Source organism: Polaribacter sp. L3A8 (assembly GCF_009796785.1).
GTDB lineage: Bacteria > Bacteroidota > Bacteroidia > Flavobacteriales > Flavobacteriaceae > Polaribacter.
In genome coordinates this window covers 1,265,619-1,281,309 of the sequence record NZ_CP047026.1, presented here as the reverse complement: position 1 = coordinate 1,281,309, position 15,691 = coordinate 1,265,619, and the positions used below count along the sequence as shown (strand labels likewise).

General features: G+C 29.6%; 16 protein-coding genes. 4 read left to right on the top strand and 12 right to left on the bottom strand.

Annotated elements, in window-relative coordinates; translation table 11 throughout:
• Positions 1 to 10: 10 nt before the first annotated feature.
• From GQR92_RS05060 to GQR92_RS05030, 7 genes are all read right to left on the bottom strand, one after another.
• Positions 11 to 1,318, bottom strand: coding sequence for a DUF819 family protein (locus GQR92_RS05060; protein WP_158838093.1), 1,308 nt, complete (start codon positions 1,316 to 1,318; stop codon positions 11 to 13).
• Positions 1,319 to 1,320: 2 nt separating this feature from the next.
• Entirely contained in the window at positions 1,321 to 2,001 is a 681-nt protein-coding gene (locus tag GQR92_RS05055) for a DUF2490 domain-containing protein (protein ID WP_158838092.1), read from the bottom strand.
• 161 nt (positions 2,002 to 2,162) lie between these two features.
• Positions 2,163 to 2,327 (bottom strand): Arc family DNA binding domain-containing protein, encoded by a 165-nt coding sequence (locus GQR92_RS05050; protein ID WP_158838091.1) that lies wholly within the window; start codon positions 2,325 to 2,327, stop codon positions 2,163 to 2,165.
• Between the two features lies 1 nt (position 2,328).
• Positions 2,329 to 3,249: an alpha/beta hydrolase family protein gene (locus GQR92_RS05045; RefSeq protein WP_158838090.1), complete on the bottom strand. Its 921-nt coding sequence runs from the start codon at positions 3,247 to 3,249 to the stop codon at positions 2,329 to 2,331.
• Positions 3,246 to 3,746: a hypothetical protein gene (locus GQR92_RS17775; RefSeq protein WP_199269183.1), complete on the bottom strand. Its 501-nt coding sequence runs from the start codon at positions 3,744 to 3,746 to the stop codon at positions 3,246 to 3,248. Before GQR92_RS17775 ends, GQR92_RS05045 begins: the two co-directional genes overlap by 4 nt.
• Positions 3,747 to 3,748: 2 nt before the next feature.
• Positions 3,749 to 3,916 carry a DUF4177 domain-containing protein gene (locus GQR92_RS05035; RefSeq protein WP_158838089.1) on the bottom strand — a complete coding sequence of 56 codons (168 nt, stop codon included), beginning with the start codon at positions 3,914 to 3,916 and terminating at the stop codon, positions 3,749 to 3,751.
• A 104-nt stretch (positions 3,917 to 4,020) separates the two neighbouring features.
• Positions 4,021 to 4,881, bottom strand: a complete 861-nt coding sequence (locus GQR92_RS05030; protein ID WP_158838088.1) for an SPFH domain-containing protein — start codon at positions 4,879 to 4,881, stop codon at positions 4,021 to 4,023.
• A gap of 143 nt (positions 4,882 to 5,024) precedes the next feature.
• Between GQR92_RS05030 and GQR92_RS05025 the strand changes: the two genes are divergently transcribed.
• The 3 genes from GQR92_RS05025 to GQR92_RS05015 all read left to right on the top strand — a co-directional run bounded on the left by GQR92_RS05025 (position 5,025) and on the right by GQR92_RS05015 (position 7,027).
• Complete coding sequence (locus tag GQR92_RS05025; RefSeq protein WP_233270013.1) at positions 5,025 to 5,786, top strand: S1/P1 nuclease; 762 nt, start codon at positions 5,025 to 5,027, stop codon at positions 5,784 to 5,786.
• Between the two features lie 110 nt (positions 5,787 to 5,896).
• Positions 5,897 to 6,403, top strand: a complete 507-nt coding sequence (locus GQR92_RS05020) for a TlpA disulfide reductase family protein (protein ID WP_158838086.1) — start codon at positions 5,897 to 5,899, stop codon at positions 6,401 to 6,403.
• 18 nt (positions 6,404 to 6,421) lie between these two features.
• Positions 6,422 to 7,027, top strand: a complete 606-nt coding sequence (locus GQR92_RS05015; RefSeq protein ID WP_158838085.1) for a thioredoxin family protein — start codon at positions 6,422 to 6,424, stop codon at positions 7,025 to 7,027.
• 120 nt (positions 7,028 to 7,147) lie between these two features.
• Here the strand turns inward: GQR92_RS05015 and GQR92_RS05010 are convergent, their stop codons facing one another.
• Positions 7,148 to 8,383 (bottom strand): DEAD/DEAH box helicase, encoded by a 1,236-nt coding sequence (locus GQR92_RS05010; RefSeq protein WP_158838084.1) that lies wholly within the window; start codon positions 8,381 to 8,383, stop codon positions 7,148 to 7,150.
• Between the two features lie 191 nt (positions 8,384 to 8,574).
• Between GQR92_RS05010 and GQR92_RS05005 the strand changes: the two genes are divergently transcribed.
• Positions 8,575 to 11,322, top strand: coding sequence for an outer membrane beta-barrel protein (locus GQR92_RS05005; RefSeq protein ID WP_158838083.1), 2,748 nt, complete (start codon positions 8,575 to 8,577; stop codon positions 11,320 to 11,322).
• A gap of 157 nt (positions 11,323 to 11,479) precedes the next feature.
• On the opposite strand, the gene GQR92_RS05000 is transcribed toward GQR92_RS05005, so the two are convergent.
• Genes GQR92_RS05000 through GQR92_RS04985 form a run of 4 tightly spaced genes read right to left on the bottom strand, consistent with a single transcriptional unit; the run spans position 11,480 to position 15,676 of the window.
• Positions 11,480 to 12,121, bottom strand: coding sequence for an alpha/beta hydrolase (locus tag GQR92_RS05000; RefSeq protein WP_158838082.1), 642 nt, complete (start codon positions 12,119 to 12,121; stop codon positions 11,480 to 11,482).
• A 23-nt stretch (positions 12,122 to 12,144) separates the two neighbouring features.
• A complete protein-coding gene (locus tag GQR92_RS04995; RefSeq protein ID WP_158838081.1) occupies positions 12,145 to 12,471 on the bottom strand; it encodes a DUF4870 domain-containing protein in 327 nt (108 codons plus the stop codon).
• Between the two features lie 5 nt (positions 12,472 to 12,476).
• Entirely contained in the window at positions 12,477 to 13,730 is a 1,254-nt protein-coding gene (locus tag GQR92_RS04990) for a dihydroorotase (protein WP_158838080.1), read from the bottom strand.
• On the bottom strand, positions 13,727 to 15,676 hold the full coding sequence (locus tag GQR92_RS04985) for a BatA domain-containing protein (RefSeq protein ID WP_158838079.1): 1,950 nt from the start codon (positions 15,674 to 15,676) through the stop codon (positions 13,727 to 13,729). The genes GQR92_RS04990 and GQR92_RS04985 overlap by 4 nt, the downstream gene beginning before the upstream one ends.
• Positions 15,677 to 15,691: the final 15 nt, after the last annotated feature.

Genomic DNA, 15,691 nt, shown 5'->3' with positions numbered 1-15,691 from the left:
TTATTTTTATTTAAAGAGTCGCTGATAATTCCATTAAAATGGTACATAAAATGGCACCAATTGTACCTATGGCATACCCAAATACAGCCAACAAAACACCAACAGTTGCTAAAGAAGGATGAAATGCTTGGGCTACAATAGGAGCAGAGGCTGCGCCACCAACATTTGCTTGACTACCTACAGCTAAAAAGAAATATGGAGCTTTTATTAATTTGGCAACTAAAATTAGTAAACCAGCGTGTATAGACATCCAAACAAGACCAATAGCAATTAAGCCTACATTATCAAAAATCATTGCTAAATCCATTTTCATACCAATTGTGGCAACCAAAATGTAAATAAAAACACTTCCAATTTTACTAGCTCCCGCACCTTCGTAATTTTTTGCTTTTGTAAAAGATAAAATTATGGCTGTAATTGTAGAAACACTAATCAACCAAAAGAAACTAGAACCTAGAAAAGAAAATATATTTCGCCAAGTCTGAGATGCTATCGAATTTACAAAATTAGTAAAGAAGTCACTTAAATATCCCGAAGCAAAATGACCAAAACCAACAGTACCAAAAGCAATGGTAAGAATAATCATTAGATCTGTAAGAGAAGGGTTTCTATTTACCTTTTCACTAAATTTAGACATTTTTTCTTTTAAGTCTTCTATAGCAGAAGTATCTGCACCGAGCCATTTATCAATTTTGTCTTTTTTACCAATTCCTATTAACAAAATAGCCATCCAAATATTTGCAACTACAATATCAACAAAAACCATTCCTCCATATTTTTGAGGGTTGTATTGATAAATTTCTAACATGGCAGTTTGGTTTGCTCCACCACCAATCCAGCTTCCTGCAAGTGTAGATAAACCACGCCAAACAGCATCAAAATCTGCGCCACCAACAGTTTCTGGAGAGAAAGCAGAGATTAGTAAAATAGCCAAAGGACCACCAATTATAATACCTACGGTTCCTGTAAAAAACATAATTAATGCTTTAGAACCTAGATTAAAAATTGCTTTTAAATCTATACTTAATGTCATTAAAACCAAAGCTGCAGGCAATAAAAATCGACTAGAAATATAATATAATTGCGATTTTCCTTTTATAACTTCGCTTGCTGTACTTAAGGTTTCCCATGCTGGGGATATAATTCCGGCAGTTGTAAAGATGGCAGGGATAAAATAGGCCATAAATAAACCAGGTACAATTTTATAAAATTTTGGCCAAAACCCAGTTGTTTTGCTTTCTGTGTAAAAAACAAAACCAAGAGATATCATTAAAATTCCAAAAACAATTGCATCATTTGTAAAAGTAGGAGCTGTCATGTTTAAATTGTTTTTTTAGTAAAATCTGTATTTAAAATAACACCTAATTGTAATCTCTTAAGTACGGTTGTAGGTGCTTTTATTTGAAAATATCCCATTTTTAATTTTAGATTTTTGTTTAATTTATGAAGAAAACCAGCACCTGTCCAGTTTTGTACAAATCTTTTACCTCTGTCTAGATTTAAAAAGATTTCATTAAAAGCATATACACTCCATTTTTTAGACAGCGGATAAGCAACATTTAAGTTATAGCGTACCCAACTTTGTGTTACGTCTTGTGTGTTGTTTTTATGAATAAAACGATGCTCTAAACGAATACGATGAGCAGCGTTAAATTTACCCCATTTAGATTTTATATTTAAGTCTTCATAAAATCGATATTCATATAAGTGAATAGAAGGAACATCATGTTCTAAATCTCCAGTAGCGTAAGAAAATCCTAACGTTAGGTTTGTTTTTGGATTAAAAGAATAATTAACACCTAATCTATAAATTTCTTGTTGAAACTCACTAGTTACCTCATAGTATCTAAAATGCGCCATTGTTTTTAAAGAGAATTTATCTGAAACCTTATGAGATCCATTATACATATACCAGGTTCCTAATTTGCTTTCTGCAGAAGATTGTGCTTGTAGTTTGCAGCATAAAAATAGCAAACAAATGATAATTATTTTTTTACTCATGAATTATTTTTAAAATGATTTTTACATTAATTTTTATCAAGTAGGCAATATACAAAATAGAAAATGCTCCATAAAAAATGAGCGTTTATTTTTACAATTTATGTTTTTGTAGTTTTAAATAGAAGTAATCGGTTTTATTAAAAGTAAGAAGATTGTAGCGTTTAGTCTTCTTTTTTCTTAGGTTCTCTTTTTGCATTTTTAAGAGCCTGCATTAGCATCCATTCTATTTGTCCGTTTGTAGAACGAAATTCATCTGCAGCCCATTTTTCAATAGCTTTTATCATGTCTTCATTAACTCGCAATGCGAATGCTTTTTTCTTAGCCATGTTACTTTTTTATAAATAAAACGATTGTTTTAATTAATTGTTCTGATATTGGGTATTCTGATGAATAATAAGATTTTAGGTTGTCTTCTTCTTTTTTGATGTCTTTTAAAACATGATTCATGTTTTTTATAATAACTAATTTAGAATTTAAACTTGCTGCCTGCAACGCTTCTGCGTCTTCAATTTGTACTTGTAAATCCTTATCACCATTAAGGATTAAAGTAGGCATAGTTAGTTTTTTTATTTCTTCTAAAGGATTTATTTGCATCCAAGAGTACAGGAAATCTTGATTTTGTTTTGCAAATACACTCATTAAAAATGGATTTACAACTTCAATTTTTCCTTTTACTCTTAAAGTATCAAACTGTTTTTTAGCAGCGATACCCAAGTTTGCATTATTCTTTGAAATCTGTTTTATTATGGTTTTATCAATTGTTTCTCCTGCGCCTGCAATAGATATGTATTTATCTATATGTTTAGAAGCCATCATTGCAATTAAAGAACCTTGACTATGGCCTATTAAAATAATTTTAGAAAAACGTTTGTCATTTTTAAAATGAGAGATTACCTTTTCTACATCAAGTGAAAAATCTACAATTTTGGTGCCTTTTAAAAAAGCTGTGTTGTTTTTAATAGCGGTTCTTTTATCATAACTAAAAAAAGCAATATCTTCTTTATTGACGGCATCTCTAAATTGTTTAATATAATTGGCCTTAATAGATGGAAATTGATTTCCGTTTCTATCTACATTACCAGATCCATGCACCCAAATTATTAAAGGAACCTTTGTTTTTGTATAAGTTAATGTTCCTGGTAGTTCTATGGATTCATTTTTTATCAATATTTCTTCAGATTTTATCTGAGCAACAGAAATAAAGGTCCCAAAAAATGTAATTACTAAATAGCTGATGAAACGAATCATATTAATTTATTTTTATAAGTTTCTAATACTCTTGTAGCTTCCTCTTTTTTTTGTGTACCAATTAATAATTTCTCTCCATTTTTAAGAATTAATTGAATGCCGATATCACCAGAAACATTTATCGCTTTCTCTTTTCCTTTATTAAAGAAAAATCCTCCTCTTATTCCCCAACCACCAAATTCACTAATAGGAAGATAGGTTCTAGTACCTACTTTAGAAATTTCATTCCAAGGAATGGTTCTAAAAGAAAAATGAAGTGGAAAAAATTGGTAATGAATTCCTTTTTCATCTATTCTTGTTGTTAGTTTAAAGAAGAATATTGTGGTAACTGAAACCAAAATTACTGCAATTGTTATTATAAACTCTTTAGTGGTTAATGTAGCGTTTTTTTGTAAATATTTTTTTAGCATCATTGCTATAGGGGCAATTGAACTAATAACTAACAAGATAATCAACCAAGTTTGTCTAAAACGTTGTTCTTCTTTAAAAATTTTCATTTTTAGCTGTTTTTGTCTTTTTCTAGAAGTGCATAAACACGACCATTGGTATTCGCGTATACATTAATTACACGCCAACCTTGTTTAGCATGGGCGTTAATTGCGTCCTCAAAATTATTTTGGCTATTAGACCAACTTACTTTTTGTTTTAAAAATTTATATTCTTTCATGTATTTTATTTTTTGTTTCTGAACTTTTGGTCTGCAAAGTCACAAAGGTTTAAAGTGAATAAAGTTGTGGAGTTGTCATTTTTTTTAACTCCACCAACCACTACTTAATGACTTAAAGTTCCTGCATTCACAACAGGAGAGGCCTCTTTATCTCCACACAAAATAACTAATAAATTACTAACCATTGCTGCTTTGCGTTCATCATCTAACTCAACAATTTGTTTTCTGTTTAATTCGTTTAAAGCCATTTCTACCATTTCTACGGCACCTTGAACAATTTTGTGTCTTGCAGCAACTATTGCAGTAGCTTGTTGTCTTTTTAACATGGCAGATGCAATTTCTTGTGCATAGGCTAAATACCCAATTCGTGCTTCTAAAACCTCTATTCCTGCAATCGATAAGCGTTCGTCGATTTCTTTTTCTAAAGCTTCCGAAACTTCGTTTACACTAGATCTTAAAGTGATGTCTTCATCATGACCTTCATCAGCAAAATTATCATAAGGATACATACTTGCTAATTTTCTAACGGCTGCGTCGGTTTGTACACGTACAAAGTTTTCATAATTATCAACATCAAAAGCCGCTTTGTAAGTGTCTGTAACTCTCCAAACCAAAATTGTAGAAATCATAATTGGGTTTCCTAACTTGTCATTTACTTTTAAACGTTCGCTATCAAAATTACTAGCTCTTAATGAAATTGTTTTTTTTCTAAATAGCGGATTCGCCCAATACAAACCATTGTCTTTTATAGTCCCCACATATTTACCAAATAATAAAATTACTTTAGACGTGTTTGGGTTTACCAATATAAAACCAAAAAAGCCTATAAAACCGAGTAAAGTAACCAATAAAAAAAGAATTGTTTCATTGATAATGCTCATAGCAATACCTCCAAAAAATAATAATAAAACGATTAATAACATTAAATAACCGTTTGCTGGTTTAATAATTTTTTCTTCTTTCATGTGTTTTTATTTATAATGATATTAAAATGATATCACAAAGATATACTATATTTTTTGTTATTTCCAAAATTGTTGATGATTATTTTTATAAATTTGTTGCAACTTAATTTTAAAATCTCAAGATGAATATTAAAATATTTTTAATGATATCGTTATTTTTTTTCTCAAAACCAACAACAGAAGAAACGGTGTTTTGGGGACCAACAGGTCATAGAACTACAGGTAAGATTGCTGAAAATCATTTAACGAAGAAAGCAAAAAGGAAAATTGATAAATTGTTAAAAGGACAAAGTTTAGCCTTTGTAGCTACGTTTGGTGATGAGATAAAATCGGATAAAAAATACAATGAGTTTTATTCTTGGCATTATGTAAATATGGATTTGGATGAAAAGTATGCAGATGCAGAAAAAAATCCTAAAGGCGATTTAGTTACGGGAATTCAAAAATGCATTCAAGTTTTAAAAGATAAAAATAGCACTGAAGAAAGTAAAGAGTTTTACTTAAAAATGCTGGTTCATTTTATGGGAGATTTACATCAGCCATTACATATTGGGCAAAGAGAAGATAAAGGAGGAAACGGTATACAGGTTCAGTGGTTTGGTAATGGAACAAATTTGCATACCGTTTGGGATTCTAAAATGATTGAAGAATGGAATATGAGTTATATAGAATTGGCTAACAATGCAGAAGATTTGTCAAAAAAAGAAATTAAAGCCATTGAAAACGGAACTATTGAAGAATGGGTAGATGAAGTACATGAGGTTACAAAAGAAGTTTACAACTCTGTAAAAGTAGGAGAAAATTTAAAATATAGATATTCTTATGACTATTTTGGAACTGTAAGAACTCAGTTGCAAAAAGGAGGAATCCGTTTGGCTAAAGTTTTAAACGAAATTTTTAGCTAGAAACTTTCTTTACTTACAAAAAAACCTCATAAATTTATTTTTATGAGGTTTTTTTGTTAATGAATAGTTAATTGTTTTTTAGTAACATATCTTCTTTGTAATTTTATAGTATGCTAAAAAAAAGTTTTTATTCTTTATTATTTTTATCACTTTTATTTTCTTGTAAAAACAAAGAAGTAAAAGAGGTTTCGCAGAAAATAACTACTGTTAAGTCTTATACTTATACAGAATTAAAACCTTTGTTAGAAAAAAAGGATGGTAAAACCTATGTGGTTAATTTTTGGGCAACTTGGTGTGCGCCGTGTGTAAAAGAATTGCCTGCTTTTGAGAAATTGAACCAAGAATATGCGGCTAAAAATGTAGAAGTTATATTGGTAAGTTTAGATTTTCCGAAACAAATAGATAAAAGATTAATTCCTTTTATCAATAAAAATAATTTACAATCTAAGGTAGTTTTGTTAAATGATGTAAATGAAGATGTTTGGATAAAAGCAATAGATGCTACTTGGTCTGGCGCTTTGCCTGCAACCTTAATTTACAATGCTAAAGGTAGAAAGTTTTATGAGCAATCATTTGATTATGAAAAGTTAGAAACCGAGTTACAATCATTTTTATAAATTTAAAATAGAAGTTTTATGAAATTTACAAAATCAATTTTAATGTTACTAGTTGTGGTTGCAGTGAGTGCATTTACTGTAAAAACGGCTGAAGGTTATCAGGTAGGAGATACTGTTGACGATTTTAGGTTGAAGAACATCGATAATAAGATGGTTTCTTTATCTGATTATAAAGAAGCAAAAGGGTTTGTTATTATTTTTACCTGTAATCATTGTCCGTATTCTATTGCTAATGAAGATAGAATTATTGCTTTAGATAAAAAATATAAAAAATTGGGATATCCTGTAATTGCTATAAATCCTAATGATCCGAAGGCATCTAAAGGAGATAGTTTTGAGGATATGCAGGTTAGAGCTAAAGAAAAAGGATTTACGTTTCCTTATTTGTATGATGAAGGTCAGAAAGTATATCCAAAGTTTGGCGCAACTAAAACTCCACATGTATTTATTGTTAGCAAACCAACTATGAAAGTTGAATATATTGGAGCTATAGATAATAACTCTAGAGATGAAGATGCTGTAACAGAAAAATATGTAGAAAATGTGATTGATGCTTTGTTAGCAGGTAACAAACCTTCGAAAACAACAACAAGAGCGATAGGTTGTTCTATAAAAGTATTGTAAGATAAATGATTTAGATAATTAATTGAACTTTTTTTCTAAAGACTTAAAAACCCAAGTATAAACTTGGGTTTTTTTGATAATATATCTTTTTAATATGTGTTGTAAAGTACTTTTTAAAACTTAATACCAGCGTTTTTTATTCTTTTTAGAAGCTTCAGATTTTCTTCCTTTGTTATGTTTACTAACCGTATTTGGTTGTTTCTTTTTGTGTTTTGGTGGGGCAATTGGGTAAGGATGTTCTGCGATAAACTTAATTGGTTTTTCAATTAATGTTTCAATTAATTTAATGTATGCGTTTTCATCAGGAGAACAGAAAGAGAATGCAATTCCAGATTTTCCTGCTCTACCCGTTCTACCAATTCTATGAATGTAGGTTTCTGGTATGTTAGGAATATCAAAATTAATAATAGCATCTACATTTGTAATGTCAATTCCACGTGCGGCAACATCAGTAGCAATTAAAATATTTGCTTTTTTATTTTTAAAATCTTCAATCGCTTTATTTCTAATTGCTTGGGTTTTATCACCATGAATACTGGTAACCTTGTATCCGTTTCTGTTTAAAGATTCCTCTAATTTGTCAACACCGAATTTAGTACGTCTAAAAATGATTATTTTCCCATTTATGGTATTTCTCAACAAGTGTAAACATAAATCGGTCTTGTTCTTTTTGGGAAGGTAATACAATAACTGACCAATGTTTTTTGCCGTTGTTTCTTCAGGATTTATTTCTACTTTAACAGGACTTTTTAGAATCCTTTTTGCTAATTCATCTATTTTTTCTGGAATTGTAGCAGAAAAAAGTAATGTCTGTTTTTTCTTAGGGCATAAAGCTTCTATTTTTTTAATATCAGCAATAAAGCCCATATCTAACATTAAATCGGCTTCATCTAGTACAAATATTTCAATAGCGCTTAAGTCTATGTTTCCTTGCATTTGAAGATCAATTAATCTTCCAGGAGTTGCTACTAAAACATCTACACCATTTGCTAATATTTCTTTTTGAGGCTCTAAAGAGACTCCTCCAAAAACAGCTGTAGTTGTTAAATCTGTGTATTTGCCATAGCTTACAAAGTTTTCTAGTATTTGTATGGCTAACTCACGAGTTGGCGTAATAATTAAAGATTTTATTTTCTTGTCTTTTACAGCTACCTCTTCTTTTTCTAACAAAAGTTGAAGGATTGGCAATGCAAAAGCCGCCGTTTTTCCGGTACCTGTTTGTGCAGAAACAATTACATTTTTTTTAGCTAAAACTAATGGAATTGCTTTTTCTTGTACTTTGGTTGGTGTGTGAAAGCGCTCTTCAGCAACTGCTTTTAATATAGATTTATGTAAAGGTAATTCAGAAAACTGCATTGATATATTTTTAATGCAAAGATAGTTTAATTGTATCTATAGTTTTTGATGAATTTAGTGTTTTAAAATGAGGTGTTTTAGGATGATAGTTCTTTAAGAAAAAAATAATTTTAACTTTTATTTAACGTTTAGTGATTTAAACTTAAAAAGGAATTTTATGTCAAAATTGAACAAAATTAAAGCTATAGAAATTGAAAAAACTACTACTAATTTTCTCGTTATTTATTTCTTCATCATTATTTGCCCAGATATTTACCTTAGAAGGTGTTCTTAAAGATCAAGATGCTGCTCCATTAAATGGGGCAACGGTATATTTACAGAGCATAAAAGATAGTATTCCTATTGCTTATGGTATTACAAATAAAAGAGGGGAATTTTCTTTACGAGTTAATTCTGGAGAAGATTCTAAAATTATATTTAACATTGCTTCATTAGGTTATGAGCCTTATATAAAAGATATAAATGTACCGTCTGGCAGTGAATTAAATATGGGGCAGATTGTACTAGATAATCTAATAGAAGAGTTAGATGTTATTACAATTATAGCAAGAGCTCCTCCGGTTATCATTAAAAAAGATACCGTAGAATATAATGCCGATAGTTTTAAAACCTTGCCAAATGCTAAGGCAGAAGATTTATTAAAGAAATTACCAGGTGTAGATATCGATATAGATGGAAACATTACTGTAAATGGGATAGAGGTAGAGGCTATAAATGTAGATGGAATGAGGTTTTTTGGTGAAAAGAATGGAGATATTGCTTTAAAAAATCTACCTAGTAATGTAATTAGTAAGGTACAGGTTACAGATTATAAAACGGATAATCAGAAATTTACGGGAGAAGAATCTGATTCTGGAACTAAAGAAATTAATTTAAAAATTAAAAAAGGTAAAAATAGAGCCACTTTTGGCGATGTTAAATTAGGGTATGGTACTGATGATAAATATCAAGTAAATGCCAATATTTTTAAATTAATAGAAGGAAAGCAAATAGGTGTTATTGCCGGAACGAACAATATAAATTTATCAAGGGGATTTAATTCCTTGCCAGATACTGATACGAGTAATGGGTATATTGAGTCTGATTTTATTGGTGCAAATTATACAAAAGGAAAGTGGAATGAAACAAGGGTAAATGGTAATTATAGGTATAGTTCGCAAGATAGAGATTTTGAACAAGAAAGTCATAGAGAAACCTTTTTACCAGATTTCAATTATATTACAGATTCTAATAGTAAAAGTTTTTCAGATTCAGAGAGTCATACTGCAGGAGCCGATTTAAAATTTCTGATAAAACCTAAAAATAATAATTCGAAAAGAAAGGTACAGTTGTCTAACGAAATAGATTTTAAAAGTTCTAATGGAGAATCTGGCTCAGTAGAGGATAGAGAGTCGTATTATACAAATGGCGATTTAGTGAGTGATTATAATTCTAAAAAAGAGGCTACATTTTCTAACAATGAGTTAAAAAATCAGTTTAGTGTAACTTCTCTTTTAAATAATAAAAGTGACTATTTAAAGTTTAACTTAAATACAACTTTTGCAAAAGGAGCATCAGATAGTCAAAAATATTCAGAAAATACGCTTATCAATCGTAATGAAACCATTACGCAAGATCAGATAAATACTTCAGATAGCAATAGTAGTACTATTTATTTGAATGCTTTTTGGAGTAAAGAATTGTTTACTAATTTTAGGTTGATGCCTAGTTATAGTGCAACGATAAATTCTCAAAAAAATGAAAACTATATTTACGATTTTGATGAAAACACAACAGATTATAATGATTTTAATGATGTTTTAAGTTCTGATAGTAAATATGTAACAACCACATTAAAACCTGCATTAAAGTTAAGATATCAATATAAAGAAATTCGTTTTGAGTTTGAAGGTGCTTTTATTAATACATCTAGAAATTATAAAGATGCGTTGGTAACGGATCGTAATTTTAAGGCAGATTTTGAATATTTAACGTATTCAGGTAGAATTCGTTATAGAGATCAAAATGGATATAAGAATATTAGTTTAAATTATAGTCAGAATGTAGATTTACCCTCTGTAAGTCAATTACAACCTGTAGAAAATGTGAGTAATATTACGCATGTTGTGGTAGGTAATCCTCTTTTAGATCCCGGAGTAAGCCATAATATCCGTTTTCAATATCAAAATAATTTGGCTTATAATAATATCAATATTTCTGGAAATGTAAGAGCGCAATTTGTTCAGGATAAAATAATTAATTCAACGATTACGGATGCCGATTTAAATAAATACACGACCTATAGTAATATAGATGGAGATTATTCATATACAGGGAATTTTGCGATTTCTAAATCTTATTATAACAGAAAGACAAACATTAATTTAAATGCGCGTTTTAATGCGAGTTATAAAAATAGTTTGTCTATTCAAAACGATATAAAATTTGCTGCAAAAACAACAGTTTTAAAACCTTCGTTTTCTTTTAGATATTCTTATGATAATAAGGTTGATGTAAATACAACCTACAGTTATTCTAAAAATAAAAATGTGTATGATACAGATGTGTTTAATGATAATAACTATTTTGTTCAGAATGTAGATGTAGATACTAACGTGTTTTTTCTTAAAAATGCATTCTTATCTAATAAGGTTTCTTACCGTTATAATAGTAGAGTGGGAGATGAGTTTGATGGTGATGCCATTTTTTGGAATGCAGGTTTAGGGGTTGAGTTATGGGATAATCAAGCAACTTTATCATTAGTTGCTTATGATATGCTTGGAAAAAATAATGGGTATAGAAGATCGGTAACAGAAACCTACATTCAAGATGTTGAAAATAAAATTTTAGAACAATATTTTATGCTAACCTTTGTTTATAAATTTGGAAGTTTTGCGGGGCAAAAAATGAATGTTCAAGGTAGAAAAGGTGGTGGTGGAAAACGTTCTAGAAGAAATTAATAACGTATAAAGTTAGCTCAGTTCTTTTTTTACAAGAGTTAATATATTCAGGTATAGGTTTTAGGTTTTTCCTTTATTGGCGTTAATTTTTAAAGCAAAAAAAAATCTTATTAACTTTTAACAAAGTAATAAGATATTTTTTAAGTTTTAATAAAACCTACAATCGTTCTTCAATCCAAGTTTTAAAACTGTAAAAGTTTTGTGGTGCTACACCGTGTCCAACAGGGTATTCTGAGTACTCATTATTAAAACCTAAATTATCTAAAAAAGGCTTGCTTTTTCTAGCCCATTCTATAGGTAAAACTTGGTCTACCGTTCCGTGAGAACAGTAATAATTGGTTATAATATCTTTAGAAATAATAGTTGGTAATAATTCTGTATTAATATAACCGCTTAAAGCAATTACATTTTGTACTTTATTAGGATAAAAGAAGCTTAAAGAATAACTTAATATAGCACCCTGACTAAAACCTAATAAAAAAGTTTTATCTGGGTTTGTGTTGTATTTTACTTTTATTTGGTCAATAAAAAGAGCAATTTTATCAATAGATTCTTTGGCTTGTTCTAAGTCTGAGAATTTACCATTTTTATCATCAAAATTTATAGCATACCATGCGTAACCCCCAGCGCCCATTGCGTAAGGAGCTTGTGCACTAACTATTAATAAATTATCTGGTAATTCTTCTGCAAAAGAAAATAAATCTTGTTCGTTACTTCCGTATCCATGTAGTAAAACCAGTAAAGGTGGGTTTTCTGTAGGTGTTTTTGGTTGTCTTACCAGATAATGTAAATCGCTCATTTTGTATGCTTATTTTGTTGTGCTTATATGTTTTTAAACCATTCTTGAAACTGATCTCCAACTACAGGAATCGTTTTTTCTTCTCCTTTAACAGCTCCGATAAGTGAAATAACCCATAAAACTAATAAAAGAATACCAACAATAGAACCCGCTGTCATTCCAACAAATTTATAAATAATCCATCCATTTAAAAGTTGAATTAAGTTTAAGCCAATCATTTGTTTGATATAAAAGCTAGCAAAAGAATTCTTTTTGCTGTTGTTCATAAAAAAAGCGATGATTAATCCAATTATCCATAAATGACTGATAATTGCCATTGTTTTTCCTTCATTTACTGTTTGGTTTTCCATAGTTTTTAATTTAGTATTAATTGATTATTAGCATATATGCCGTATGCTTTTCCTTTTAACTTCTTATCAAGAAATGCACTGTTTTTTGATGTTGATAAAATATGTTCCTTTGTAAATGTATAGTTACTTTCTGGGTTAAATAAAGTAATTTCTGCTTTGTTGTTTTCTTTTATAGAATGATGCTCTAACCCAAAAATAGTTCTAGGGTTTTGTGTGATGTTTTCTATAAAATCTTCTAAACCTAAAACCGAATTGATGGCGCCAAAAGCACTTTCTAAACCTATAGTTCCGTCTTTAGCTTCACTAAACTCTAGTTTTTTGTGTTCGATATCTATCGGGTTGTGGTCAGAAGTAATAATGTCTATAACTCCAGATTTAATTCCTTTTTGTAAGCTTTTTACGTCAGCTTTGGTTCTTAAAGGAGGGTTTACCTTATAGTTACTGTCAAAACCATGTAATTCATCGTCAGATAAGGTTAAATGATGTACAGAAACACTACAGGTAACTTGCAATCCTTTCTTTTTTGCAGCTGCAATTAGTTCTACAGATTTTGTTGTAGAAATTGTTGGAATGTGTAGTTTTCCTCCTGTATATTCTAATAAAAATAAATCTCTTGCAATTTGTATGTGTTCTGCTAAAGCAGGACTTCCTTTTAGACCTAATTTTGTACTATTAATACCTTCATTAGCAATACCTTCCCCGGCAATAGAATTGTTTTTAGGAAAACTAAAAACTAATCCGTTAAAATTTTGCGCGTACAAAAGTGCAATTTTCATCAAATTATCGTTTGCCACTGGTTGGTTGTAATCGGCAAAGGCAATGGCGCCAGATTGTTGCATGTCGTATAATTCAGCCATGTCTATCCCTTCGCTATTTTGTGTTAGCGCAGCAATAGGGTATAGGTTGGTAGCAAATCCAGCTGCCTTGTGTATTAAAAATTCAACAGCTGCCTTGTTGTCTATTACGGGATTAGAGTTGGCATTTACTGCCACTGCTGTAAATCCGCTTTTTGCAGCAACATTTAATCCGTTTTTAATGTTTTCTCTTTCTTCAAAACCGGGTTCTCCAAAAGAAACACTCGTATCAAACCATCCGCAAGAAACATGTAAATTATCTAGTGTTACCACTTTATAATTATTGTTTTCTATAGAATCGTCTATTTTCTCAATGATTCCGTTGGTAATTAAAATGTCTTTTTTTTGATGATGATATGGGCTTGAAGAGTCTATAATCGTTGCCGATTTTAAAAGCGTAGTCATGGTTTATAGAATTTTAAAATCAAAATTTCTAAAAGCAAAGATACAATTGCCAACGATAAAAACCATTTCCAAAGCCAATGAACTTCATTTTTTTTGTTGATTTCTTTAAAAACATCTGCAATTGAATTAGAAATAGTAATGTTTTTGTTTGTTTTTTGTAGCTCACTTATATCCATAAAATTTAGTAAGCTTTCTTCTTTTGGATAATTAAAGGCTAATTTTTGAATAGTATCGACACCTTTTAGGATGCTGTAAAAACCAGATTTTAAAGGTTGCTCTTTGGTAGTAATGCGTACTTTATTTTGAAATTTTTGTTGTAAAGGAATAAAAGAATTTACAGCATTAGCAATTCTTAAAACCTTGTCTTTTTCGATAGCTGTTTCAATGTCAATTTTGTTTTCTGTAGCAATTCTATAGAATAATTTTGGGTGCCTAAAACTCCATTTTCCAAAGTTATAAAACACCGGAACTATGAGTGGAGAATTTATAAAATTGCTGTTTTTTTTATCCAAAGAACTTGCAACCCAAAAGAGGTTATTTTTGTTATTTGTAATTTGAGAAATAAACGGAATATTATTTTCAAAAGAAATTATTGTACTGGTTTTTTTTGATGAAATAGGAAAGTAATTTTGAACCGTTGGATTTTGAAAATTGGTTACTTTTTTAGAAAACACATTCTTAAAAATGGGGTGTTTATAATTGATGTTTGTAATCTTTAAATTGTCTATTTTTTTAGGAGTAATTTTTCCTGAATTTAAATTTTGAAGCAAAGAATTATAAGAGTCAATATTCAAATTTTTATTTGGAATGATTACAACACTTCCTCCGTTTTTAGAAAATTCAATAATCTTTTTTGATAAAATTTCAGAGAAATTTTCTACTTCATTCAGTACAATTAATTGTTGTTTTAAAACGGAATTATAGTTGATGTTTTGCGCTGTGGTTTGTGTGAGATTAAATTCATTTTCTGTGTAAATTTTAGAAAGAAATTCTGCCTGTTTACCTATCGATAAAATATTGATTTTTTGATCGTTTTTAAACGTAAAATAAAAGGTGTTGTCAAACGAAAAAGCATCGCTAAAAGTGATGACTATTTTTCCATTAAATTCTTGCTGATTTTGAATTTTAAATTCAATATTTTTTTGAGAGTCTTTTTCAAAAGAGGAGGTGAGTTTACTAATTAATTTCTGATCATTGTAAATAGCAATCGGAATATTTTTTTGTGAGGCTCCTTGGTTTTTTACAAGAACATTTAAAGTGAAATTAGTTGCATTTGTATTGTTGATAAAAACACTATCAATAGAAATGTTGTTTTTTATGGCTGCTGTTAGTTTTATAGCCGAAAACGAGGGTGTTACATTTGTAAACTCGTTTATGTAAGTATTCTGAAAATCAGATATTAATATTGTTTTACTTAAATCTTTAGTTTTATTTTTTTTGTTGTTGTTAAATTTTAGTAAAACGGTAGGTAAATCTACTTTTTTTGAAGTTTCTTTTGTTTGTAGTAAGACTTTTTTTAGTTCTTTTTTGGTGATTTTATCGTAGAACTCAGAATTTGTTTGCAACGAATATACATCTTTTTCTGATACATTTTCTATAATTTCTTGCGCTGCTATTTGTAGTAAATTTCCTTTTTTTTCTTTAGTATTTGTACTTAAAGAATTGTCTAGATAGATATAATTATGTTGTTTTTTGTTTGCTGTTTTGTTGCTGAAATAAGGTTGAGAAAAAGCAAAAATTAGAGCGGTAAATAAAAGCATTCTTGTGGCTAAAATTAGCCACTTTTTTATGCGAGAACTCTTACGTGTTTGTTGTACTAGTTTCTGTAAAAAGGCAACGTTTGTAAAAGGCACTTTTACAAATTTTTGTAGTTGAAAAAGATGCACTATTATAGGGATGATTAACAGTGCTAAAAAGTATAATATTTCTGGATTCTTAAATTGCATTTATGGAATTTCTAT